This is a genomic window from Mycobacteriales bacterium, from assembly GCA_035690485.1.
Taxonomy (GTDB): domain Bacteria; phylum Actinomycetota; class Actinomycetes; order JAFAQI01; family DASSKL01; genus DASSKL01.
Map to the genome: position 1 here is coordinate 1 of DASSKL010000025.1, position 23,211 is coordinate 23,211.

The window sequence follows — 23,211 nt, forward strand, 5'->3', positions numbered from 1 at the left end:
CCGAGCTCGAGGTTGCGGTGAATGTCCCACAGGAGCAAGTGCGGATCGAGATCCTCGTCACCGAGCTGCGGGATCCAGCGCGCCCCCCAGGTGCCGAGCGCCTCCACCACGGGATACAGCTCCTTGCCGGCCTCGGTCAGGGTGTAGGCGATCCGACCGCCGTGCGCCTGGCGCTGCACCACCCCGGCGCTGGTCAACGTGCGCAAGCGTTTCGAGAGCAGCGCCGGCGACATGCGCGGGACGCCCCGGCGTAGGTCGTTGAAGTGCCGGCTGCCCATGAGCAGCTCCCGGACGACGAGCAGCGTCCATCGTTCGTCGAGCAGCTCCATCGCCTTGGCCACCGGGCAGAACTGCCCATACGCACTCATCGCCGGCCCCTCTCGTCGCGCCGCCGAACGCTAGGCCCATCCGGCGCTGGCGGCTAGTACAGATCGTGAATCGGAGCGCTACAGACGTAGAACTAGTCGCTCCCCTCCTCCCCGTAGACGCTGGCGTGGCCGCTCGGCTCCCACCGACGAAGGAATGGCCATGACCACAGTGCTAGGGCAACCGACGACCGTCACGCTGCAGGAGCAGGCGCCCCGCCTGCTCGCCCACATCGCCGGATTCGTCGGGCACCGCATCATCGCGATCGGGCTCCGGCAGGGGCTCGTCCGCGCGCTGGCTGACACCGACGAGCAGACGGGTCTGTCGGCAGACCAGCTGGCCGCACAGCTTGGTCTGGACCCCTTCTACGTGGCCGTGTGGTGCCGGGGTGCGGCGGCGAGCGGCGTGTGCGACGTCGACGACGCGGCGCCATCGGTGACCCTGGAGACGCGCTACCGGCTCGCAGCGCACGTCGGAACGCTGCTGCTCGACGCGTCACACCCCGCCTACGTCGGCGGGGTGTTCACCGTGCTGGAGCAGCAAGAGGTGTTCGACCGCTTCGAGTCGGTTCTGCGGACCGGCGAGCGGCTGTGGTGGGACGCGTGCAGCCCGGACTGGATCACCGGTGTCGCCGGGACCGGTGCACCGTTCTACGCACGACTCGTCCCCGGTGGACTCGCCCAGATACCGGGGTTGCTCGACCGCATCCAGCACGGCTGCCGCATAGTCGACACCGCATGTGGGTCCGGACTGGGCATGGTGAGGCTGGCCGAGGCCTTTCCCCACTGCGAGATCGTCGGAGTCGACGGTGACCATCACTCGGTGGAGCTCGCGGAGCAGCGGCTTCACGACGCCGGCCTTCTGGACCGCTGCCGCGTGGTGCACAGCCCTCTCGAGCACCTTGAGCTCGATCAACCCGCGACGTGCATCATCAACAACATCTCGATGCACGAGTGCCGCGACATCGACGGCGCCACCGCCAACATCCGTGCAGCCCTCGAGCCGGGTGGCTGGTTCGTCATCTCGGACTTCCCGTTCCCCGAGACGATAGATGCGCTGCGCACCGTCCCCGGCCGCGTCATGAGCGGCATCCAGTTCTTCGAGGCACAGATCGACGACCAGCTGCTTCCGCGCACGGCGTACGACGACCTGCTCCACCGGCACGGCTTCAGCGACATCGGGCACGTCGACCTCAGCCCCGTCCACGCCGTCACCTACGGCCGCGCGACGGGCTGAACGAGTCGGCCCGAGATCAGCCGGTGAACGGGTGCGTCGGCGTGGTGTTGTCCGGCGCCAGCAGGTCGAAACCGTCGGGGGTGTTCAGGTATCCGGGCTGCGTCCCGGGGTGGTCGGTCGCGCCGTACTGCCACACGATCTGGTTCGTGTGCGGGTCGATGATGACGACCCGGTCGCGGTAGTCGTCGTTGGTGCAGATCAGACCGCCGGGCAGCACCTCGGCCAGGCTCGGATGGTCGAGCATGCCCGGTCCCGACGTCGGCCGGTAGCTCCACACGATGCGGCCCGCGCGGGTGAACTCGAACAACCCCCCGGGCCGGGCGTAGTCGGCGACGAGATAGAGATCCGGCCCGATCTGCTGCGGGTCGGACACGTAGCTGATCTGCGGAAGCTGCACCGTCCAGACCAGCCTGCCGGCCAGCGTGTACTCGCTGATCCAGGAGCCGTGCACCTCGGAGATCAGGATGTTGCCGTCACGCAGCGGGGTGTCGCCGTTGGGGTAGCCGAGGCTGCTCGGTGGCGCGTGCACGCAGCTGCCAGGCTTTCCGATCTGACCCGACTGCTGCTCGCCGGTGATGATGACGACGCGGCAGTTGTTCGCGTCCGCGACGACGACTCTGCCGTCCTTGAGCAGGTAGGCGTCGTCGGGCTCGTGCAGGTAACCGGACGCCGAGCTCGCGACGTGTGGGTGCCCGTAGGCCCACAGCGGCTTGCCCGACGGGAACCCGATCTCGACGACGGTGTCGTTGCCCTCCTGGTTCGAGATGATCCCCGTGCCGTGGTGGATGAAGAACGCGTCGTCCGGGAAGTAGAAGCCGGTCGGCGGGGCAGGCGCGTGGGCATTCGGAAAGGTCCAGAGCAGCTGCTTGTCCGCATTGACGAGGAGCAGCCGGTTGTTGCCGCGGTCCGCGATCAGCAACCGGCCCTGGAAGACCGGCGGTGGCCCGGTCGGTGTCGGAGACGTCGACGGGATAGCGCTGCGCGTCATTGCCGGTGTCGCCGATCCCGCCGCCAGGTGCGTGCGCGCCGGACTGCTGGTGCCGCACGCGACCAGGGACAACGCACAGAGCGCCACGAGCCATGCGGCAGGACGGAGGGAGCGCGGCACAGCTCGTTGGTACCAGTGCGGGTGTCAAGGAAACGCAAAGACGGTCGGCGGCGGCCAAAAATCGGTTGCACCGTGGCAACGCGACATCTATGGTGCCCGCCTTCCCGTCCGTCCGACCCAGCCGCCGCGCGCGGCGGTCGAGGCCTGCCCGGAGGCGCGATGACGACCACCGACCACCCTCCTGATACCGGCGGCGAGCTGGCCCGCGAACGAAGCCGGCTCCAGCACGCCCGCACCTGCCTGGCCGCCATGCGCGACCGGGCCCGAGAGCTTCGCGCCGACGGCGGTGACCGGGTGTCGTCGGAGTACCTCGCCATGACGCTGCACCGCCGGGTGAAGAGCCTCGCCGAGGACCCCGAGACGCCGCTGTTCTTCGGCCGCCTCGACCGCGCGCCCGAACCGCCGCACCCCGAGGAGACGTTCTACGTCGGGCGCCGGCACGTGCTCGACGACGTCGGCGACCCGGTCGTCATCGACTGGCGCGCGGACCTCGCCCGCGCCTTCTACCGGGCCAGCCCTCGTGAACCGATGGGGATCCGGCTGCGCCGGCGGTTCGGCTTCTCGCGCGGCGACCTGACGGCCTACGAGGACGAGCACCTGCTGGGCACCGCACACCTCGACACCAGCCGGATCCTGCTGGACGAGATCGAGCGACCGCGCGAGGGCCCCATGCGCGACATCGTCGCGACGATCCAGCCGGAGCAGGACGAGATCGTGCGCGCCGACCTCGACCGCACCGTCTGCGTGCAGGGCGCGCCCGGCACCGGCAAGACCGCCGTGGGCCTGCACCGCGCGGCGTACCTGCTCTACACGCACCGCGAACGACTCTCGCGCGCCGGTGTCCTCGTCGTCGGGCCGAACCGCGCGTTCCTGCGCTACATCGGAAACGTGCTGCCGGCCCTCGGTGAGTACGACGCGCAGCACGCGACCGTCGCCGAGCTGGTCGGCCACATCCGCATCCGCGGCGACGACCCGGACGACGTCGCGCGACTGAAGGGCGACCTGCGACTCGCGGAGGTGCTGCGTCGCGCCGTCCGGGCCCAGATCTCGCGACCGGCCGAGCCGCTCGTCGTCATCGTCGGCTCGCGGCGGCTGCGCATCTCCGCCGCAGATCTGGCGGAGGCGGTGCACCGGCTGCTGGCGAGTGAGCTGCGCTACAACGCCGGGCGGCAGGCGCTGCACCGGCGCTATGCCGACCTGGTCGCCCGCCGGCTCGAGGAGCAGGGCGACGCACCGTCGGACCGGCAGGTCGACGCCATCGCCCGCAGCAAGGCCGTGCGGGACGCCGTGGATGCCACCTGGCCTGCAGTCGAGCCCGCGCGCCTGGTCTTCCGGTTGCTGAGCGATGCCGCATTTCTCGCCGCTACCGCCGCCGACCTGCTCGATCGCGACGAGCAGCGGCTGCTGCTGTGGGCGTCGGTCCCGAGCCGACCCTCGTCCGCGCGGTGGACCCTGGCCGACGCGGTGCTGGTGGACGAGGTCCGCGACCTGATCGAGCGCACCCCGAGCGTTGGGCACGTCATCCTCGACGAGGCGCAGGATGTGTCACCCATGCAGTGCCGTGCGGTCGGTCGCCGCTGCAGCACCGGGTCCGCGACCGTGCTCGGCGACGTAGCACAGGGGACTGCTCCTGGCGCCACCAGCGACTGGACGACGACTCTCACCGCTCTCGGCAAGGCAGACGGCACCGTGCACGAGCTGACGACCGGCTACCGGGTACCCAGCGAGGTGCTCGAGTTCGCCAGCCGGCTGCTGCCCACCATCGCGCCGACCCTGCAACCGCCCACCTCACTGCGCCATCAGCGCGGCTCGCTCCTCGTACGCCGGGTCGGCGGGCTGTGGCCGGCGGTCGTCGAGGAGATTGCCACCGCGCTCGCAGGCTCCGGCTCGATCGGCCTGGTGGTGGCGGATCCCGCAGTCCGCACGGCGACGAGGACGCTCCGCCGGGCTGAGATCGACCACGCGCACGTCGACGAGGGTCTCGACGCCGCGCGCGTGACGCTGGTGCCGGCAAGCGCGGTCAAGGGGCTGGAGTTCGACACCGTCGTCGTCGCGGAACCCGCGCAGATCGCCGACGGTCCGAAGCCTCACCAGCTGCTCTACGTCGTGCTCACCCGCGCGGTCTCGCGCCTGGTCGTCGTGCACAGCGAACCGCTGCCGGCACCGCTCACCGGCGCGATCCCTGCTTGACCAGCAGATCCAGCGCCCACTCCGCCAACGGCTGGCCCGACGTCGCCGGGACCTCCTGTCCGGCGCGACGCATCGTGGCCCGCTGGCCCTCACCGATCACCGCGAGCTTGAACGCCGCCAGCGCCATGTGCCACGGCACGTCCGTCACGTCGCGCCCGGACACCGTCGCGTAACGAGCGGCGAGCTCTTGCGCAGACGGAAACCCAGGCAGGTCGGCGATCTGCTGGCTGGGGTGGATCGCTGCGCGGTCGACCGTGCCCCACCAGAGCAGTGTGTAGCCGAGATCACTCATCGGGTCGCCGAGCGTCGCCATCTCCCAGTCGAACACCGCGACGACGCGGCCCGTGTCCGCGGCATCCAACATGACGTTGCCGAGGCGGTAGTCACCGTGCACCAAGGTGGTCTCGCCCTGCACGGGCATCGCGTGCTGCAGCGATTCCGCGAGCGCGTCGATCACCGGCTCGTCGCGGTCCTTGGCCCGCTGCCACTGCTCGACCCAGCGGCGCACCTGCCGCTCGAGGTAGCCCGACCTGCGACCCAGGTCGCCCAGCCCCACGGCGTCGACGTCGGTGCCGTGAACGGCTGCAAGCACCTCGACGAAATGCGCGGCGGTTCGCGCATTCGCGTCAGGATCGACGTGGGCAAGGGCGGCGGGCTCGTGCGGCACGACGCCGTACATCCGCTGCATCACGTAGAACGGCGCACCGATCACCGACGGGTCCTCGCACATTGCGAACGCCTCCGGCACGGGCACCGGCGTCGCATGCAGTGCGCGGTAGACGCGGTACTCCCGCGACATGTCGTGCGCGGTCGGCAAGAAGTGACCCAACGGCGGACGGCGTACGACGAGATGACGGCCGCCGACCTGCACGCCCAACGTGAGGTTGGACCGTCCGCCGGAAATGACCTCGACGGCAAAGGAATCGCCGCTGACATCGAGCGCATCGAGCAGCCAGGCGCGCAGACGATCCGCGTCGACGGCGGCGAGAATCACGCGCCGAAACTACCGTCGAGAGCTTTTCACTCAGCCGCCCGGTCGTAGTCCCGCGGCGCGATCGCTCTCAAGGCGGCATCGCGGTGTTGCCAACGGTCGACGATCCGGGTGCGACGGTCAGCGGTCGCGGCCCCACCTGATGCGCTAGCGCCGCGACCCCTTGACCGACGACGTCAGCGACGCGCCGGCGGTCGTGACGAAGCAGACGACGCTGCGGTCGTCCTTCTGCTGCCAGCCGCGGGCCGACGGCAGCAGGTAGGCGAAGAACAGTGACGAGTCGGGGTAGTCGATCCCGACGTAGGACCCGTAGTGCTGCGCGCAAGCGCCGTCGGCGAACTGCTTGAGCACGCCGGCACCCGGATAGGCGTTGGGGTCCGCCGCGGTCGCGCCGCTGCTGGTCGCGCTGGCCGGCCGGTCGTAGCGCACGATCGCGTAGGCCTCCTGCGTGTGCGGCTCGTTGCACGGCACGACCTGCACGTCGGACAGCTGCTCCTTCACCGCGGTCTGGGGCAGCAGGCAGTCACCCGGCTTGAGCTTGAACACCGAGACGTCGCGGCCGGGACCGCTGCCGCCGCCGAACAGCGAGCAGCCGGACACCGCAGTGGCGAGCAGCACTCCGGTGGTCACCGCGGCCGTACGCCGCCCGCCGGGCCGCCTGCTCCGGTGCTGCACACCCACAGTCGGCACTGTAGGTGCGGAAATTCGCCGTGCGGCAATTCACGGAAGGTCGCCGAAGCCGGCAGGAGCGAACACCTCCGGCACGGTGCGCCGAGCGGCACCCGAGATACTGCTGCGCAACGACGCCGGCGAGCAGGAGGCAGTGATGGTGCAGGCACGCGAGGAGCAGCTGCAGGGACATGCCGGCACACTTCACGTCAGTGTCTGGGACAACCCCGACGCCGACCGCGTGGTGCTGCTCGCGCACGGCTACGGCGAGCACATCGCCCGCTACCAGCACGTCGCCGATGCCCTGGTCGCCGGTGGGTCGGCCGTCTACGGACCCGACCACGTCGGGCACGGCCGGTCCGCCGGCGACCGCGTCGTGGTTCACGACTTCGAGCGCGTGGTCGACGACCTGCACCAGGTGGCCGAGCTGGCGCAGAGCGAGCACCCCGGCCTACCGGTCGTCCTCGTCGGCCACTCGATGGGCGGGATGATCGCCGCCCGCTACGCGCAGCGCTACGGCGACGAGCTGGCCGGCCTCGTCCTGTCCGGCCCGGCGATCGGGGAGATGGCCGTGGCCGCGCTGCTCGACTTCGACCCGATCCCGGAGATCGCGATCGACGTCGACACGCTGTCCCGCGACCCCAAGGTGGGCGCCGACTACGCCGCCGACCCGCTGGTGTGGCACGGCGCGTTCAAGCGTCCGACGGTCGAGGCGATGCTGGCGGCCAAGCAGCGGATCGACGAGGGTCCCGGCTTCGGCGACCTGCCGCTGCTCTACGTCCACGGCGGCGACGACCAGCTGGTCCCGCTCGACGCGACCCGACCGACCGTGCAGCGGCTGGCGGGGAGCGACGTCACCGAACGGATCTACGACGGCGCGCGCCACGAGGTCTTCAACGAGACCAACAAGGACGAGGTCATCGGCGAGGTCGTGGCGTTCGTCGAACGGGTCACGAGCGGCTGACCGGCGGGACTACGCCGCCGGCGTCGATGCCCGGAGGGCACACAAGCGAGGAAGAACGCCGCCGGCGTCGATGCCGGGCGGGCCACGATGTGGAAACGGCGCCGGCCCCGGAGGGAACGGCGCCGCGGCTTCGGTGCTGTCAGTCGGCCCGCGACTGCGACGGGATGCCGGCCAGCAACGCCCGCACCTCGCTCTCGCGGTAACGGCGGTGACCGCCCAGCGTGCGGATCGAGGTGAGCTTGCCGGCCTTGGCCCAACGCGTCACCGTCTTCGGGTCGACGCGGAACATGGTGGCGACCTCGGCGGGCGTGAGCAGCGGCTCTGCGTCCGGCGTACGCGCGCTCATGTTGTGTCCCTTCGACGGTTGACCGGCGACAACTCCCCGGTTACGGGCATCATGCGCCTTGCACCGTGATGTCCGAAATGGCCCGTCCGGGCCATCTTTCGACCATCGGCGTACTAGCCCTAAAGGGCTAACGGTGCCTTAGTTAGCCGACTCGAGCGTGGCGACGCGCCGCCACCGGCCGGCCACCTCCTGGTACAGCTGTTGAGCGGTCAGCACGTCGCCGCGTGCCAACGCCGCGAGCGCGCCCGCGAGCGCCTCGGCCGAGTCGTCGCCGGTGAGGTCGTCGTCGTCGATCAGGTGGACGATGCCGCCGTAGTCGAGCTCGACCAGGGCGTGCGGATGGAACTCCTCGAGCCACCGGCCGAGGTCCTCGACGCCCATGACCGCCGGGCCGTCCTCGAACGTGCGGCGCAGCACGTGCAGCGCCCGCGCGACCCGCTGGCGCGCCCGCGACATCGCGGTCAGGAAGACGACCTGACGCTCCGGTCCCTCTGCCTGCGGCGTCCCGCTGCTGCGCCGGTCCGCGAGCACGAGGTGGCGCTCGCTCTGCTCGAAGAGCAGGAACCACGGGATCGGCACCTGCCAGGTGCTGGTGATGATCGCGGGGCGTACGTCGGGGTGGCGGGTCTGCCAGCGGGCGTAGGCCGCCTCCGCCGCCTCCGCCACCGGGCGCGGGATGAACGCGTCGGCCAGCGCGTCGGGCAGCCCACGCCGGAAGTCGAGCAGCGCCGACCAGCAGCGCAGCCGAGTGCGCCAGGGGCACACGTAGGTGAGGCCGTCCTGCTGGCGGACGAAGGCCTGCTCGCTCTCCTCCGCCGGCGCCGGCCGCGGCGGCACCGACAGCAGCGCGGTCATCGCGGCGGCATGCTCGGCGGCGACGCCCTCCCGGCGGTCGAGGGCACGACCCGAGGCGGCGTAGTCCGCCCACCGGCGCCGCTCGTCCTCCGGGAAGGCGGCCAGCGGCTCGTAGACGCGCAGGTGCGCGGCGTACGAGATCATGTCTGCATCGTGCCACGCGGGTACCGTCACCGGCGTGAGCGTCTTCGCCCGCACCTCCGGCCACGAGCAGGTCGTCTACTGCGAAGACGCGGGCAGCGGGCTGCGGGCCATCATCGCGATCTACTCGACGCGGCTGGGTCCGGCGCTCGGCGGCACCCGCTTCTACCCCTACGGGTCCGAGGACGATGCGCTTGCCGACGTGCTCAACCTGTCGAAGGCGATGGCCTACAAGGCGGCCTGCGCCGGCCTCGACCTCGGTGGCGGCAAGGCCGTGATCATCGGTGACCCGGCCACCGACAAGACCGAGCAGCTGCTGCGCGCCTACGGCCGGTTCGTGCAGTCGCTCGGCGGCCGCTACTACACGGCCTGCGACGTCGGCACCTACGTCGACGACATGGACGTGGTGGCCCGCGAGTGCGACTTCGTCACGGGCCGCTCGCCGGCGCACGGCGGGGCCGGCGACTCCTCGATCCTCACGGCCTACGGCGTCTTCCAGGGCATGCGCGCCGCCGCCGAGCGGGTGTGGGGCACGCCGACGCTGCGCGGCCGGCGGGTCGGCATCGAGGGGGTCGGCAAGGTGGGCAGCCACCTGGTCGGCCACCTGCGCGACGACGGTGCCTCCGTCGTGGTCGCCGACGTGTCGCAGGCGGCGGTCGACGCCGTACGCCGCAGTCATCCCCAGGTCGACGTCGTGGCCCCTGGCGAGCTGCCCGGCGCGGAGATCGACGTCTACGCCCCGTGCGCCCTCGGCGGCGCCCTGGACGACGACACGGTCCCGGCCCTGCGGGCGAAGATCGTGTGCGGCGCGGCCAACAACCAGCTCGCGCATGCCGGCGTGGAGAAGCTGCTCGCGGGGCGGGGGATCCTCTACGCCCCCGACTACGTGGTCAACGCGGGCGGGCTGATCCAGGTCGCCGACGAGATCGAGGGCTACTCGGAACCCCGGGCTCGCGCGAAGGCCGGCGAGATCTTCGCCACCACCAGCCGGGTGTTCGCCCTCGCCGACGCCGACGGCATCCCGCCCGCGCTCGCCGCCGACCGGCTCGCCGAACGGCGCATGGAGCAGGTCGGCCGGCTCGGGCAGATCCGCACGCCCAGGCGGCGACGCCGCTGAGCGTCTCCGCCCGACGGTCCGGCACCCGGCCGGCGGCGCGGGCCGGGACTGGTCCCGCGGCGGCGCGGAAGCCTGTACCCTGTGCGAGCCGGCCGGCGTGCGGCGCGTCGGCTTACTTACGCTAACCGGGGCCGCGCGCCCCGTCTCCGTTCGAGGGGGTCGAGCCATGGGGCGCGGCCGGGCCAAGGCGAAGCAGACCAAGGTCGCTCGCAAGCTGAAGTACAGCTCCGGCGGCACCGACCTCGAGCGGCTGCAGGCCGAGCTGGCGGGCAGCCCGCCCTCCGTCGACGAGGCCGAGCCGGAGGCGGACGCCGACGACGACTTCGACGACCCCTACGCCGACCTGTACGACGACGACTACGACGAGGGCGACGCAGCCCGCTAGGACGCCTGCGCACCCTCGAGGCGCGCGCTCGCCGGTCCGTCGACGGCACGCAGCTCTCCGGCCACCCAGGCGGGCACCCCGCGCCGCTGCAACTGCTCGACCGCCCGGTCGGCGTCGGCTCGCGCGACCAGCGCGAGCATCCCGACACCCTGGTTGAACGTGCGCTCCATCTCCTCGGCGGCCACACCGCCGTGCTCCGCGATCAGCCGGAAGATCGCCGGTACCTCCCACGTCGACCGGTCGACGACCGCCTCGACCCCGTCGGGGAGCACGCGCGCCAGGTTGGCGGCGAGCCCGCCGCCGGTGACGTGTGCGAACCCGTGCACCTCCGCCGCGTCGAGCAGCGCGAGGCAGTCGAGCGCGTAGATGCGGGTGGGGGTGAGCAGCGCGTCGCCGAGCCGCTGGCCGTCCAGCGCGACGACCGGGCCGTCGAGCGGCAGCCGGGCCAGGTCGAGCAGCACGTGGCGGGCCAGGGAGTAGCCGTTGGAGTGCAACCCGGACGACGCCATCGCGATGACCGCGTCACCGGCACGGACCCGCTCGGGCCCGAGGATGCGGTCGGCCTCGACGACGCCCACGCCCGCACCCGCGACGTCGTAGTCGTCGTCGCCCATCAGCCCAGGGTGCTCGGCCGTCTCGCCGCCGATCAGCGCGCAACCGGCCTGCCGGCAGCCCTCGGCGACGCCGGAGACGATCGCGGCGATCCGCTCGGGCACGACCTTGCCGCACGCGATGTAGTCGGTGAGGAACAACGGCTCGGCGCCGCAGACGACGAGATCGTCGACGACCATGCCGACGAGGTCGATGCCGATGGTGTCGTGCCGGTCGAGGGCCCGGGCAATCGCGATCTTGGTGCCGACGCCGTCGGTCGACGTCGCGAGCACCGGCTGCCTCCAGCGCTGCAGGTCGAGCCGGAACAGCCCGGCGAAACCGCCGAGGCCGCCGAGCACCTCCGGGCGTCCGGCCCGCGCGACCGACTCCTTCATCAGCGCGACCGCGCGGTCGCCCGCCTCGATGTCGACGCCGGCCGCGGCGTAGGTCGCGCCGTCGCCGGTCACGGGCGGGTCAGCGCGTCGGGAGCGCCGCCGCCGGGTGCCAGGGTCTCGAACTGGTCGGGACTCGGGTCGAGGCTGCCGCGGCTCGCGGCCACGCCGCGCTCGAGGCTCTCGAGACCCTCGAGCAGGTGCTTGCCGATGCGCTCGGGTGCGGGCAGCTCGATCGGGTAGTGCCCGTCGAAGCAGGCCCGGCACAGGCTCTCTGCCGGCAACGTCGTCGCCTCGGTCAGGCCGCCGAGGGAGATGTAGCCGAGCGAGTCGGCGCCGATCGACGCGCAGATCTCGTCGACGCTGAGGGCTCCCGCGATGAGCTCCGCGCGGCTGGCGAAGTCGATGCCGTAGAAGCACGGCCACGAGACGGGCGGGCTGGAGATCCGCACGTGCACCTCGCGCGCCCCCGCCTCGCGCAGCATCCGCACCAGCGCCCGCTGGGTGTTGCCGCGCACGATCGAGTCGTCGACGACAACCAGCCGCTGCCCCTCGATGACATCGCGCAACGGGTTGAGCTTGAGCCGGATGCCGAGCTGGCGGATGGTCTGCGACGGCTGGATGAACGTGCGCCCCACGTAGGCGTTCTTCACCAGCCCGACGGCGTAGGGGATGCCGCTCGCCTGCGCGTAGCCGACCGCGGCCGGCGTGCCCGACTCGGGCACCGGGATGACGATGTCGGCCTCAGCGGGCCACTCCTGCGCCAGGCGGCGGCCCACCTCGACGCGGGTCGCGTGAACGCTGCGGCCGGCGATCGCGGTGTCGGGCCGGGCGAGGTAGACGTACTCGAAGATGCACGACTTGGGCGTCGGCTGCGCCCACCGCGACGAGCGCAGCCCGGCCTCGTCGACGACGAGCAGCTCGCCCGGCTCCACCTCGCGGACGAACGACGCACCGACGATGTCGAGCGCCGCCGTCTCGCTCGCGACGACCCAGCCGCGCTCCAGCCGGCCGAGCACGAGGGGCCGCACGCCGTGCCGGTCGCGAGCCGCGTAGAGCGTCGTCTCGTCCATGAACACCAGCGAGAACGCGCCTGCCAGGGTCGGCAGCACCTCGAGCGCCGCCGCCTCCAGCGAGAGGTCGGGGTACGACGACAGCAGCGCCGTCACCAGGTCGGAGTCGTTCGTCGCGCCGATCGCCCCGCGGTCGTCACCGCGTTCGCGGACCCGCTCGGCGAGCTCGGCGGTGTTGGTGAGGTTGCCGTTGTGGCCGAGCGCGATGCCACCGGCGCGGCCCGGCCGGTAGGACGGCTGGGCGTTCTCCCAGGTGCACGAACCGGTGGTCGAGTAGCGGCAGTGGCCGATCGCCAGGTGACCGGTCAGCGTGTTGAGGGTCGGCTCGTCGAAGACCTGCGCGACCAGGCCGAGCTCCTTGTAGACGACGACGTGCACGCCGTCGCTGACCGCCATGCCCGCGGCCTCCTGGCCGCGGTGCTGCAGGGCGTAGAGCCCGTAGTAGGTGAGCTTCGCGACGTCCTCGCCGGGCGCCCAGACACCGAACACGCCGCACGCGTCACGCGGCGGCTGCTCGTCGGCAGGCGCGCCGAGCAACGAATCCGTAGCGGTCTGATGCTCGCCGGGGACGTCCGGCACGGGCGGGCTCCTGCTGCAGGTGGTCGGGGGAAGCCGGCGCGACCAGTGTATCGACCGCCGACGCGTGCGGTGGTCGATGCGCCAGGTATCGGCATCAGGGCGCGAAGGGGGGTGCAACCTCCGTAGCGGAACGTCCCATTTGTGGCGTAGAACTCTGGCTTGTCCTGTCGCAACTCCAGGAGGTCTCATGCGACGTCTCATCGTGGGCAGTGCCGCTGCCGCCCTCATCGCCGGAGGCGCCGGGTTCGCCTTCGCCGCTCCCGGGCCGGGCCACGGCCACAACACGTTCGGCCTGTGCACGGCCTACTCGGCGGGCTCGGCCACCGGGCAGGCGCACAAGCAGAGCGCCCCCCCGTTCGCCGCGCTCACGGCGGCTGCGCAAGCGGCCAACCAGACCGTCGCGCAGTACTGCGCCGCCAACGGCACGCAGCCGAGCGGCAAGTAACCACGAGCAGAGGGCCCGGGTGCTCGCACCCGGGCCTTTCGCTTGCCGGCCTACTGCAGGTAGGCCTCGACCTCGCGCACCGGACGTTCGTGGGCCGACTCGGGGTCCTGCCCCCACTCGCGGCGAGCGCGACGTTGGCGCAGCAGGTCCCAGCACAGGTCGAGCCGCTCCTCGAGGTCCTGCAGGCGCAGCAGCTCGTCGTCGCTGAGCGGGCTGCCTTCCGCGTAGCGGCTGCGCAGCTGGTGCTCCTCGCCGACGAGCAACCTGATCCGCTGCAGGATGTCCTTGTCCTCCATCGCACGGCCTCCGGGCCACCCGTCCCTGCCTGACCTCCTGCACGGAGTGTGCCTTGCGTGCGGCACGGGTGAAAAGTGCCGTCAGACCAGGGGCAGGTAGGTCGAAAGGTCCGCCCGGGTGCCGCTCGCCCGCACCCGGCCGTCAGCAACGGCGTCGGCCCAGCCGAGCCGCCCGCCGGCGAGCGCGAGCCAGGTGACGGGGTCCGTCTCGACGGTGTTGGGCGGGGTCCCCCGGGTGTGCCGAGGGCCTTCGACCACCTGCACCGCGGAGTAGGGCGGGATCCGCACCTCCACGCTGCGCCCCGGTGCCCGATCCGACAGCACGTGCAGCAGATGGCGGACCGCCGCCCCCGCGGCCACGCGATCGAGCGCCGGCCCCCGGCCCTCGGCGCCGGCGGCGTCCAGCTCCGCCAGGCAGGCCCGCACCGCGGCCGCGCCGTCCGGCTCCCCGGCCGTCATGGCGACGGCACGGCCGGTCGGGTTACCGGGCCCACCGGATCAGTCGAAGAGTGCCGGCAGGGTGGCCTCGTGCGCGGCCCGCAACTCGTCCAGCGGCAGCTCGAGGACTCCGTCGACGACCAGGGCGTCGCCGCCGACCTCGCCCAGCCGGGCGCACGGGTAGCCGAGGTCGACCAGGCGCTGCTCGTCGTCGGGGGCGACGGTCACGAGCGCCCGCGCCGTCGACTCCGAGAACAGCGCCACGAACGGGTCGCCGTGGAGAGCGACCCGGGCACCGAGACCGCCGCGCAGGCAGCACTCGACGAGGGTCTGCGCCAGCCCGCCTTCGGACAAGTCGTGCGCCGAACGCAGCACGTCCGAGCGGAGCACCTCACCGAGCCGTCGCTCGGCCGCGAGGTCGACCGCCGGCGGCCGGCCGCCCAGGTGGTCGTGGGCGACCCGGGCCCACTCGGAGCCGTCGAGCTCCTCGCGGGTCTCGCCGAGCAGATAGACCACGTCGCCCGCTGCGACGAAGCCCATCGGCGTACGCCGGCGGACGTCGTCGATCACGCCGAGCACGCCGACGACCGGTGTCGGGTGGATCGCGGTGGTGCCGGTCTGGTTGTAGAAGCTGACGTTGCCGCCGGTGACCGGCAGGCCGAGCGCGCGGCACCCGTCGGCCAGCCCGCGGGTGGCCTCGGCGAACTGCCACATGACCGCGGGATCCTCGGGGCTGCCGAAGTTGAGGCAGTTCGTGACCGCGAGCGGCCGGGCACCGGCGGCCGCGACGTTGCGGCAGGCCTCGGCGAGGGCGAGCTGCGCGCCCGCGTAGGGATCGAGGCGGGCGAAGCGGCCGTTGCCGTCGAGCGCCAGCGCGATGCCGAGACCGGTCTCCTCGTCGAGCCGCACGACCCCTGCGTCGTCGGGCATCGCGAGCACGGTGTTGCCGAGGACGTAACGGTCGTACTGCTCGGTGACCCAGCGGCGCGAGCAGAGGTTGGGGGAGGCGACCAGCCGCAGCACCTCGGCGCGCAGGTCGTCGGGGCGGGGCAGCGACGACGCCGAGTCGGCCTGCAGCGCGTCGAGGTCGGCGGGGCGAGCGAGCGGGCGGGTGTAGACGGGGCCGTCGTCGGCGAGCGATGCGGGCGGCACGTCGGCCACCGTCTCGCCGTGCCAGGTGATGACGAGCCGGCCGGTGTCGGTGACCTCTCCGATGACCGTGGCGAGCACGCCCCAGCGGTCGCAGAGCGCGAGCACTTCGCCGGTGTCCTCGGGCGTGACGATCGCGAGCATCCGCTCCTGCGACTCGCTGGTCAGGATCTCCAGCGGCGACATCGACGCCTCGCGCAGCGGCACGCGTTCGAGCCACACGTGCATTCCTGATGCGCCATGCGACGCGGTCTCGCTGGTGGCGCAGGTCAGGCCGGCGCCACCCAGGTCCTGGATGCCGGTGACCAGCCCGCGCTCGTACAGCTCGAGGCAGCACTCGATGAGCACCTTCTCGGTGAACGGGTCGCCGACCTGCACGCTGGGCCGCTTCGCCGGGCCGTCCGCGTCGAACGTCGCGGACGCCAGCACCGAGACCCCGCCGATTCCGTCGCGTCCGGTCTTGGCACCGAGGAGGACCACCCGGTTGCCGGCCCCGGTGGCCCGGGCCAGCTGGATGCGGTCGGCGCGCATGACGCCGACGCACAGCGCGTTGACGAGCGGGTTGCCGGCGTAGGACGGGTCGAAGCCGACCTCACCGCCGACGTTGGGAAGTCCCAGGCAGTTGCCGTAACCGCCGACACCGGCGACGACGCCGCGCACCAGCCGCCGGGTGTCCGCGGCATCGGCGGCGCCGAACCGCAGCGAGTCCATGACGGCTATCGGCCGGGCCCCCATCGTGAGGATGTCGCGCACGATCCCACCGACGCCGGTCGCCGCGCCCTGGTAGGGCTCGACGAAGCTCGGGTGGTTGTGGCTCTCGACCTTGAAGGTCACCGCGAGGCCCTGACCGACGTCGACGACACCGGCGTTCTCCCCCATGCCGACGAGCAGCACGTCGGGCACCGCCGTGGACGCGAACTGGCGCAGGTGCACCTTGCTCGACTTGTAGGAGCAGTGCTCGCTCCACATCACGGCGTACATCGCCAGCTCGGTGTCGCTGGGGCGCCGGCCGAGGATGTCGCAGATGCGGGCGTACTCGTCGCCCTCGAGACCCAGCTCGGCGAAGGGCTGGGCGGTCAGCACCTCGTCGGTCACGCGCCGACCAGCACCTTGAGGACGGAGGTGAACATCGTCAGGCCGTCGGCGCTCGGACCGGTCAAGGGGTCGATCGCGTGCTCGGGGTGCGGCATGAGCCCGACGACGTTGCCGGCCTCGTTGCACACCCCGGCGATGTCGCGGCGGGACCCGTTGGGGTTGCAGCGGTCGTAGCGGAACACCACCCGGCCGGAGCGCTCCAGCTCGTCGAGGGTCGCCTCGTCGGCGACGTACTGCCCCTCGCCGTTCTTCGTGGGCACGACGATCCGCGCGCCGGTCTCGTAGCCACTGGTCCACACCGTCGAGGTGTTGTCGACCCGCAGCGTGAGGTCGCGGCAGGTGAAGTGCAGGCCCGCGTTGCGCACCAGCGCACCGGGCAGCAGGTGCGACTCGCAGAGGATCTGGAAGCCGTTGCAGATGCCGAGCACCGGCAGGCCGCTGCCGGCCGCCGCGACGATCTCGGTCATCACCGGGGAGAACCGCGCGATCGCCCCGCAGCGCAGGTAGTCGCCGTAGGAGAAGCCTCCGGGCAGCACGACGGCGTCGACCCCGCGCAGATCGTGATCGCCGTGCCAGAGCGGCACGGTCTCGGCGCCGGCGGCCACGACGGCACGCCCGGCATCGCGGTCGTCGAGGGAGCCGGGAAAAGTGACCACACCGATGCGGGCGGGCATGTGCCCAGGGTAGCCCGAGGATCGGGCCGGGCCGGTCAGCCGGACGGAGAGTCTCCGCCCATGCTTCGGGAGCTCGCGCTCAGCTGCTTGACGGGGGCGTCGTCGGACCACTCCAGCCGCTTCTCGAAGCGGACCACGGTGCCGCGCTCGGGCTTGCTCTCGAAGCGGATGTTGTCGACCAGGGCCCGCATGAGCTGGATGCCGCGACCCCGCTCGGCGGTGGGCTCCGCGTCGACGCGGCCGAGCGACTCCCCGTCGAAGCCGTGCCCCCGATCGATCACCTCGATCACGCACACCTGCTCGTCGAAACAGCAGACCACTTCGTACTGGTCACCCTCGACGGTGTGGTTGAGCACGTTCGTGCAGGCCTCGCTGATGGCCACCTCGATGTCGGCGCAGCACCCCTCGTCGACGCCCAGGACGGCCATCGAGCCGCCCAGCGTCTTGCGGACGACCGGGATGCTCAGCGAGTCCTGGGGCAGCGCAAGCGTCAACTTCAGCTCCACGCTGCCTCCCGAACGCGTCTGCACCGGCCGGGACATACCCGGGCAAGCCAGATCTGATGCCCGTATCAGCGCAGGATGCGCACCTCGTAGTCCTCGATCACCGGGTTCGCCAGCAGCGTGTCCGCCATCCGGCGTACCTGCTCGAGCACGTCGGCGTCGGGCGCGTCGTCCACGTCGAGCTCGAAGCGTTTCCCTTGCCGCACTGCCTGCACCCCGTCGAACCCCAGCGTCGGCAGCGCCCGGGCGATGGCCTGGCCCTGCGGGTCGAGGATCTCCGGTTTGAGCATGACGTCGACGACGACGCGGGGCATAGGACCTTCCTCACTCGTGGGGCGGGAACGGCGCGACGGCCGGGCTAGGCCGACCGCAGGTAGTCGTCGAAGGACGCACCGGTGAGCCGCTCGTAGGCCTCGACGTAGCGGCTGCGGGTCGCGTCGACGACCTCGTCGGGCAGCGCCGGCGGGGGGCCGGACCCGGCGGGGTCCCACTGCGCCCGCAACCAGTCGCGGACGTACTGCTTGTCGTACGACGGTTGCGCGCCTCCGGGCCGCCACCCGTCGGCGGGCCAGAAGCGCGACGAGTCCGGGGTCAGCACCTCGTCGCCGAGGGTCAACGTGCCGGCCCCGTCCCGCCCCACCTCGACCTTTGTGTCGGCGAGCAGGATCCCGACCTTCTCGGCCAGCTCTGCCCCGCGCCGGTAGACCGCGAGCGTCAGCTCCTGCAGCTCGGCCGCCGTCTCCGCCCCGACCCGAGCCACCACGCCGTCGCGGTCGAGCGCCTCGTCGTGCTGACCGAGGGCTGCCTTGGTCGTCGGCGTGAAGATCGGCTCGGGCAGCCGGTCGCCGTCGCGCAGCCCGGCCGGCAACGGGATGCCGCACACCGTTGCGCTGCGTTGGTACTCCGCCCACCCGGTGCCGGCCAGGTACCCCCGGGCGACGCACTCGATCGGGACCATGTCGAGCCGGCGGACGAGCATCGACCGGCCGCGCAGCACCTCGGCGTAGGGCGCGAGCTCGGGCGGGTAGTCGGCGACCCGCGCGGTCACGAGGTGGTTGGGAATCACGTCGGCAAGCTCGGTGAACCACCACAGCGTCAGTCCGGTCAGCACCGCGCCCTTGTCGGGGATCTCGCTCGCCAACACGTGGTCGAAGGCCGAGATGCGGTCGGTCGCAACCATCAGCAGCTGGTCGGCGCCGACGGTGAAGAGCTCGCGAACCTTGCCCGAGTGCACGTGGTGCGCGCCGAGACCTGCCAGCGCACCTTCGGTCAGCGGCGGGGTCACCCGTACCTCCTCGCGAGCAGGAGCGGCCTCATCGCAGGTCCGCCAGCCGGTCGAAGACCGGCGCGAGCCGCTCGAGGTAGCGGTCCGGCCGGCAGACGGCGTCGAGACGGTCCTCGTCGAGCGGGGTGCCGCGCTCGGCCGCCTGCTTGCGCAAGGTGTCGCGGAAGGGCGTGCCGTCGCGCCAGGTCTCCATCGCCGCGGCCTGCACGAGCGCGTAGGAGTCCTCGCGAGACATGCCCGCGTCGACGAGCTCGAGCAGGACCGCGGAGGTGTAGATGAGACCGCCCGTCGCCTCGAGGTTGGCCTGCATGCGCTGGGCGTCGACGGTGAGGCCGCCGACCAGCCGGGCGGTGAGGTGCAGCAGGTAGTCGGTGGCGATCGCGGCGTCCGGCAGTGCGATGCGTTCGACGGAGGAGTGCGAGATGTCGCGCTCGTGCCACAGCGGGATGCCCTCGGTCACCGGGCTGACGTAGCCGCGCACGACCCGGGCCAGCCCGCAGATGCGCTCGCACAGGATCGGGTTGCGCTTGTGCGGCATCGCCGAGGACCCCTTCTGCCCACGGCCGAACGGCTCCTCCAGCTCGCGCACCTCCGTGCGCTGCCCGTGCCGCACCTCCAGCGCGATCGCCTCGCAGACGGTGGCGACGATCGCGAGCGCGCCGACCCACTCCGCGATCCCGTCGCGCAGCACGACCTGCGTCGCGACCGGGGCCGCCGCCAGCCCCAGGGCGGCCGCGACCTCCTGCTCGACCGACGGATCGATGTTGGAGTAGGTGCCCACCGCGCCGGAGATCTTGCAGACCGCGACCGCCTCGCGGGCCCGCAGCAACCGGTCGCGCGAGCGCGCCATCCCGAACGCGAAGTCGGCAACCCGGTGGCCCCAGGTGTCGGGCTCGGCGTGCACGCCGTGGGTGCGGCCGACCCGCACCGTCGCACGGTGCGCCAGGCCGTGGTCGCGCAACGCTGCCACGAGCTCGGTGGTGCGGCCGACGAGCAGGTCGGTCGCCTCGGTGAGCTGCACGCCGAGCGCCGAGTCGAGCAGGTCCGACGACGTCATGCCGTAGTGGACGTAGGCAGCCGCGTCGCGCGGGTCGGTGTTGTCGGCCCAGGCGGACAGGAACGCGATGACGTCGTGCTGGGTCACCGCCTCGACCGCGGCGACCGCCTCGGGGGTGGGCGGCGGGGCGGCCCGCACCGGCGCGACCGCGTCGGCGGGCACGACGCCCGCCCGGGCGTGCGCCTCGAGCACCAGCGTCTCGACCCGGCACCACAGCTCGTACTTGTGCGCGTCGCTCCAGACGCGGCCCATCTCGGGCAGGGTGTAGCGCTCGATCACCTGTGCACCTAAATCACCGCGGACTGCTCGAAGGTTTCCTTGAACCGCGCCAGCTCGGCCCGCAGCTTCGGGTCGGCCACCGCGAGGATCTGCACGGCGAGCACCGCCGCGTTGGTGGTGTGGTCTAGGCCGACGGTCGCGACCGGCACCCCAGCCGACAGCTGGGTCATGCACATGAGCGCGTCGAGGCCCAGGAGACCGCCGCCCTTGAGCGGCACGCCGATGACCGGGATGGTCACGTGCGAGGCGACGATGCCGGCGAGGGAGGCGTTGACCCCACCGCCGGCGACGACGACCTCGACGCCTCGGGGCTCGAGCGCGGCGCACCAGTCGGCCAGTGCCCGCGGGGAGCGGTGCGGGGAGAGCACTGTCTCGTCGTACGCCACGCCGAAACGGGAGAGCATGGCCCCGACCCGCGACATCGTCTCGTGCTCGGTCATCGAGCCGTAGATGACGGCGACGCGGGAGACGTCTGACGGCACGGAGGACGCTCCTCTCACGAACGGGCGGGTACGGCGACCTCGCCGGCCACGGCTTTGGCGGCGATGTCGGACCGATGCTGCGCGCCGGGCATCGAGATGCGCTCCACCGCGGCGTAGGCGGAGTCTCTCGCAGCAGGCAGGCTGTCGCCTACCGCCGTCACCGAGAGCACCCGACCGCCGGCGCCGACCAGGTCGCCCTCGACCACAGCCGTCCCCGCGTGCAGGACCTGCACCCCGTCGATGTCCGCCGCGCCGGCGAGCCCGTGCAGCGGGTCACCGGTGCGGGGGTTCGCCGGATAGCCCGCGGCGGCGATGACGACCGTCACCGCCGCGCCCGCCCGCCAGCGCAGGGGCGCGTGTGCAGCGAGCCGCCCGGTCGCTGCTGCGTGCAGCAGCTCACCGAGCGGGTCCTGCAGCAGGGGGAGCACGACCTGAGTCTCCGGGTCGCCGAAACGTGCGTTGAACTCCACGACCGCCGGCCCGCGTGCGGTCAGTGCGAGCCCGGCGTAGAGCAGGCCGACGAACGGCGAGCCGCGCCGCGCCAGCTCGTCGACGGTCGGCTGCAGGATGCGCGAGGTCACCTCGTCGACGAAATCGTCAGGAAGCCACGGCAGTGGCGCATAGGCACCCATGCCGCCGGTGTTAGGGCCCTCGTCGCCGTCGGCGAGCCGCTTGAAGTCCTGTGCCGGCAGCAGCGGCAGGACCGTGCGGCCGTCGCTGATCGCGAACAGCGACACCTCCGGGCCGTCGAGGTAGTCCTCGATGACGACCTGGTCGCCGTCGCGCACCAGGTTGACCGTGACGGCCCGGCGCGCCACGTCGAGGTCGTCGGTGACGGTGACGCCCTTGCCGCCGGCGAGGCCGTCGTACTTCACGACGTAGGGCGGGGCGACGGCGCTCAGGTGCTCGTGGGCCAGCGCGAGGTCGCGGTAGGGAAAGACGTGGGCATGCGCCGTCGGTACGCCGACCGCGGTCATGACGTCCTTGGCCCAGGCCTTCGACCCCTCGATGCGGGCGGCGGCCGCCGACGGCCCGAAGCAGGCGATGTCCTGCGCGCGCACGGCGTCGGCGGCGCCGGCGACCAGCGGAGCCTCGGGCCCGATGACGACGAGGTCGGCGCCGACCTCCTTGGCCAGGGTCGCGACGGCCTGGGGGTCGGTGAGGTCGAGCGGCCGGCGGGCGGCGACCTGCGCGGTGCCCGGGTTGCCGGGCGCGCAGACCAGCGCCTCAACCGCGGGATCGGCGGCGAGGGCCAGGCACAGCGCGTGCTCGCGCGCGCCGCCGCCGGCGACGAGCACCCTCACGCCGCGAGCCTCGCGCTGCCGCCGCGGCTCACAGCAGGTCCCGCAGCACCAGCGTCTGCTCGCGGCCGGGGCCCACTCCGATCGCCGCGATCGGAGCGCCGCTCATCTCCTCGAGCGCCTTCACGTAGGCCCGGGCGTTCTTGGGCAGGTCGTCGATCTCGCGGGCGGCCGACAGGTCTTCGTCCCAGCCGGGGAACGTCTCGTAGACCGGGGTGGCGTGGTGGAAGTCGGTCTGCGACGTCGGCATCTCGTCGACGACGGTGCCGTCGGGGAGCCGGTAGGCCACGCACACCGGGATCTCGGGAAAACCGGTCAGCACGTCGAGCTTGGTGAGGAAGAAGTCGGTGAGCCCGTTGACGCGGGCGGCGTAGCGGGCGATGACCGCGTCGTACCACCCGCAGCGACGCGGCCGCCCCGTGGTGACGCCGAACTCGCCGCCGTTCGTGCGCAGCTTCTCGCCGTCCTCGTCGTGCAGCTCGGTGGGGAACGGCCCCGAGCCGACGCGGGTGGTGTAGGCCTTGATCACGCCGATCACCCGGTCGATGCGGGTGGGGCCGATGCCGGCGCCGGTGCACACGCCGCCGCTGACCGGCGAGGAGGAGGTCACGAACGGGTAGGTGCCGTGGTCGACGTCGAGCATCGTCGCCTGGGCGCCCTCGAACAGCACGGTCTTGTCCTCGTCGAGCGCCCGGTTCAGCAGCAGGCTGGTGTCGGCGACCATCGGGCGGAGCCGGTCGACGTAGGACAGCAGCTCCTCGACGACCTGCTCGGCCTCGATCGCGCGGCGGTTGTAGATCTTGGTCAGCATCTGGTTCTTGACGTCGAGGGCTGCCTCGACCTTCTGCTGCAGGATCTTCTCGTCGAACAGGTCGGCGACGCGGATGCCGCTGCGGCTGATCTTGTCGGCGTACGTCGGCCCGATGCCGCGGCCCGTCGTACCGATGAGGTTCTTGCCGAGGAACCGCTCGGTGACCTTGTCCAGCGTGCGGTTGTACGGCGTGATGACGTGCGCCGAGCCGCTGACGACCAGTTGCGAGGTGTCGACCCCGCGCGCGTCCAGCCCGTCGATCTCCTCGAACAGCACGCCGAGGTCGATCACCACGCCGTTGCCGATCACCGGCGTGCAGCCCGGCGTCAGGATGCCGGACGGCAGCAGGTGCAGCGCGTATTTCTCGCGGTCGATGACGATCGTGTGCCCGGC

Annotated in this window: 25 protein-coding genes; 6 read left to right on the forward strand and 19 right to left on the reverse strand. The window is 72.1% G+C overall.

Annotation, left to right across the window (positions count from 1 at the left end; translation table 11 throughout):
* Positions 1-368: helix-turn-helix domain-containing protein (locus tag VFJ21_04015; GenBank protein HET7406286.1), on the reverse strand; the 368-nt coding region annotated here is incomplete at its 3' end.
* Between the two features lie 160 nt (positions 369-528).
* Here VFJ21_04015 and VFJ21_04020 point away from each other — a divergent pair.
* Positions 529-1,602 (forward strand): class I SAM-dependent methyltransferase, encoded by a 1,074-nt coding sequence (locus VFJ21_04020; GenBank protein ID HET7406287.1) that lies wholly within the window; start codon positions 529-531, stop codon positions 1,600-1,602.
* Between the two features lie 16 nt (positions 1,603-1,618).
* Here VFJ21_04020 and VFJ21_04025 read toward each other — a convergent pair whose 3' ends face one another.
* Entirely contained in the window at positions 1,619-2,590 is a 972-nt protein-coding gene (locus tag VFJ21_04025; protein HET7406288.1) for a hypothetical protein, read from the reverse strand.
* A 279-nt stretch (positions 2,591-2,869) separates the two neighbouring features.
* On the opposite strand from VFJ21_04025, the gene VFJ21_04030 reads away from it, so the two are divergent.
* Entirely contained in the window at positions 2,870-4,900 is a 2,031-nt protein-coding gene (locus tag VFJ21_04030; GenBank protein HET7406289.1) for an ATP-binding domain-containing protein, read from the forward strand.
* On the opposite strand, the gene VFJ21_04035 is transcribed toward VFJ21_04030, so the two are convergent.
* Positions 4,878-5,894, reverse strand: coding sequence for a phosphotransferase family protein (locus VFJ21_04035; GenBank protein ID HET7406290.1), 1,017 nt, complete (start codon positions 5,892-5,894; stop codon positions 4,878-4,880). The genes VFJ21_04030 and VFJ21_04035 overlap by 23 nt on opposite strands.
* 144 nt (positions 5,895-6,038) lie before the next feature.
* A complete protein-coding gene (locus VFJ21_04040) occupies positions 6,039-6,572 on the reverse strand; it encodes a septum formation family protein (protein ID HET7406291.1) in 534 nt (177 codons plus the stop codon).
* Positions 6,573-6,657: 85 nt separating this feature from the next.
* Here VFJ21_04040 and VFJ21_04045 point away from each other — a divergent pair, with 85 nt between their 5' ends.
* Positions 6,658-7,524, forward strand: a complete 867-nt coding sequence (locus VFJ21_04045) for an alpha/beta hydrolase (GenBank protein HET7406292.1) — start codon at positions 6,658-6,660, stop codon at positions 7,522-7,524.
* 139 nt (positions 7,525-7,663) lie between these two features.
* Here VFJ21_04045 and bldC read toward each other — a convergent pair whose 3' ends face one another.
* Positions 7,664-7,870, reverse strand: coding sequence for a developmental transcriptional regulator BldC (gene bldC / locus VFJ21_04050; protein HET7406293.1), 207 nt, complete (start codon positions 7,868-7,870; stop codon positions 7,664-7,666).
* 138 nt (positions 7,871-8,008) lie between these two features.
* The gene (locus VFJ21_04055) at positions 8,009-8,869 is read right to left on the reverse strand and encodes a hypothetical protein (protein HET7406294.1); all 861 of its coding nucleotides are present in this window, start codon (positions 8,867-8,869) and stop codon (positions 8,009-8,011) included.
* Positions 8,870-8,903: 34 nt separating this feature from the next.
* Here VFJ21_04055 and VFJ21_04060 point away from each other — a divergent pair, with 34 nt between their 5' ends.
* Together VFJ21_04060 and VFJ21_04065 are read left to right on the forward strand one after the other, a co-directional pair.
* The gene (locus tag VFJ21_04060; GenBank protein ID HET7406295.1) at positions 8,904-9,983 is read left to right on the forward strand and encodes a Glu/Leu/Phe/Val dehydrogenase dimerization domain-containing protein; all 1,080 of its coding nucleotides are present in this window, start codon (positions 8,904-8,906) and stop codon (positions 9,981-9,983) included.
* A gap of 166 nt (positions 9,984-10,149) precedes the next feature.
* Entirely contained in the window at positions 10,150-10,368 is a 219-nt protein-coding gene (locus tag VFJ21_04065) for a DUF3073 domain-containing protein (GenBank protein HET7406296.1), read from the forward strand.
* Here the strand turns inward: VFJ21_04065 and purM are convergent.
* Both purM and purF read right to left on the reverse strand, forming a co-directional pair.
* On the reverse strand, positions 10,365-11,426 hold the full coding sequence (gene purM / locus VFJ21_04070) for a phosphoribosylformylglycinamidine cyclo-ligase (protein HET7406297.1): 1,062 nt from the start codon (positions 11,424-11,426) through the stop codon (positions 10,365-10,367). The two genes, VFJ21_04065 and purM, sit on opposite strands and share 4 nt — an antisense overlap.
* Positions 11,423-12,961 (reverse strand): amidophosphoribosyltransferase, encoded by a 1,539-nt coding sequence (gene purF, locus VFJ21_04075; GenBank protein ID HET7406298.1) that lies wholly within the window; start codon positions 12,959-12,961, stop codon positions 11,423-11,425. Before purF ends, purM begins: the two co-directional genes overlap by 4 nt.
* 229 nt (positions 12,962-13,190) lie before the next feature.
* Here purF and VFJ21_04080 point away from each other — a divergent pair, with 229 nt between their 5' ends.
* Positions 13,191-13,448: a hypothetical protein gene (locus tag VFJ21_04080; protein ID HET7406299.1), complete on the forward strand. Its 258-nt coding sequence runs from the start codon at positions 13,191-13,193 to the stop codon at positions 13,446-13,448.
* Between the two features lie 50 nt (positions 13,449-13,498).
* Here VFJ21_04080 and VFJ21_04085 read toward each other — a convergent pair whose 3' ends face one another.
* From VFJ21_04085 to VFJ21_04135, 11 genes are all read right to left on the reverse strand, one after another.
* Entirely contained in the window at positions 13,499-13,744 is a 246-nt protein-coding gene (locus VFJ21_04085) for a DUF2630 family protein (GenBank protein HET7406300.1), read from the reverse strand.
* Positions 13,745-13,825: 81 nt separating this feature from the next.
* The gene (locus VFJ21_04090; protein HET7406301.1) at positions 13,826-14,203 is read right to left on the reverse strand and encodes a sterol carrier family protein; all 378 of its coding nucleotides are present in this window, start codon (positions 14,201-14,203) and stop codon (positions 13,826-13,828) included.
* Positions 14,204-14,242: 39 nt separating this feature from the next.
* Complete coding sequence (purL, locus tag VFJ21_04095; protein ID HET7406302.1) at positions 14,243-16,426, reverse strand: phosphoribosylformylglycinamidine synthase subunit PurL; 2,184 nt, start codon at positions 16,424-16,426, stop codon at positions 14,243-14,245.
* On the reverse strand, positions 16,423-17,100 hold the full coding sequence (purQ, locus tag VFJ21_04100; protein HET7406303.1) for a phosphoribosylformylglycinamidine synthase subunit PurQ: 678 nt from the start codon (positions 17,098-17,100) through the stop codon (positions 16,423-16,425). The genes purL and purQ overlap by 4 nt, the downstream gene beginning before the upstream one ends.
* Positions 17,101-17,135: 35 nt before the next feature.
* On the reverse strand, positions 17,136-17,606 hold the full coding sequence (locus tag VFJ21_04105; protein HET7406304.1) for an ATP-binding protein: 471 nt from the start codon (positions 17,604-17,606) through the stop codon (positions 17,136-17,138).
* 65 nt (positions 17,607-17,671) lie between these two features.
* Positions 17,672-17,917: a phosphoribosylformylglycinamidine synthase subunit PurS gene (gene purS / locus VFJ21_04110; GenBank protein ID HET7406305.1), complete on the reverse strand. Its 246-nt coding sequence runs from the start codon at positions 17,915-17,917 to the stop codon at positions 17,672-17,674.
* Between the two features lie 44 nt (positions 17,918-17,961).
* Entirely contained in the window at positions 17,962-18,888 is a 927-nt protein-coding gene (locus VFJ21_04115) for a phosphoribosylaminoimidazolesuccinocarboxamide synthase (protein HET7406306.1), read from the reverse strand.
* Positions 18,889-18,916: 28 nt separating this feature from the next.
* Complete coding sequence (purB, locus tag VFJ21_04120) at positions 18,917-20,224, reverse strand: adenylosuccinate lyase (GenBank protein HET7406307.1); 1,308 nt, start codon at positions 20,222-20,224, stop codon at positions 18,917-18,919.
* Positions 20,225-20,232: 8 nt separating this feature from the next.
* On the reverse strand, positions 20,233-20,724 hold the full coding sequence (locus tag VFJ21_04125; GenBank protein ID HET7406308.1) for an AIR carboxylase family protein: 492 nt from the start codon (positions 20,722-20,724) through the stop codon (positions 20,233-20,235).
* On the reverse strand, positions 20,721-22,010 hold the full coding sequence (gene purD, locus VFJ21_04130) for a phosphoribosylamine--glycine ligase (GenBank protein HET7406309.1): 1,290 nt from the start codon (positions 22,008-22,010) through the stop codon (positions 20,721-20,723). Before purD ends, VFJ21_04125 begins: the two co-directional genes overlap by 4 nt.
* 28 nt (positions 22,011-22,038) lie before the next feature.
* Positions 22,039-23,211 (reverse strand): adenylosuccinate synthase (locus tag VFJ21_04135; GenBank protein ID HET7406310.1); only part of this gene is annotated, 1,173 nt, incomplete at its 5' end.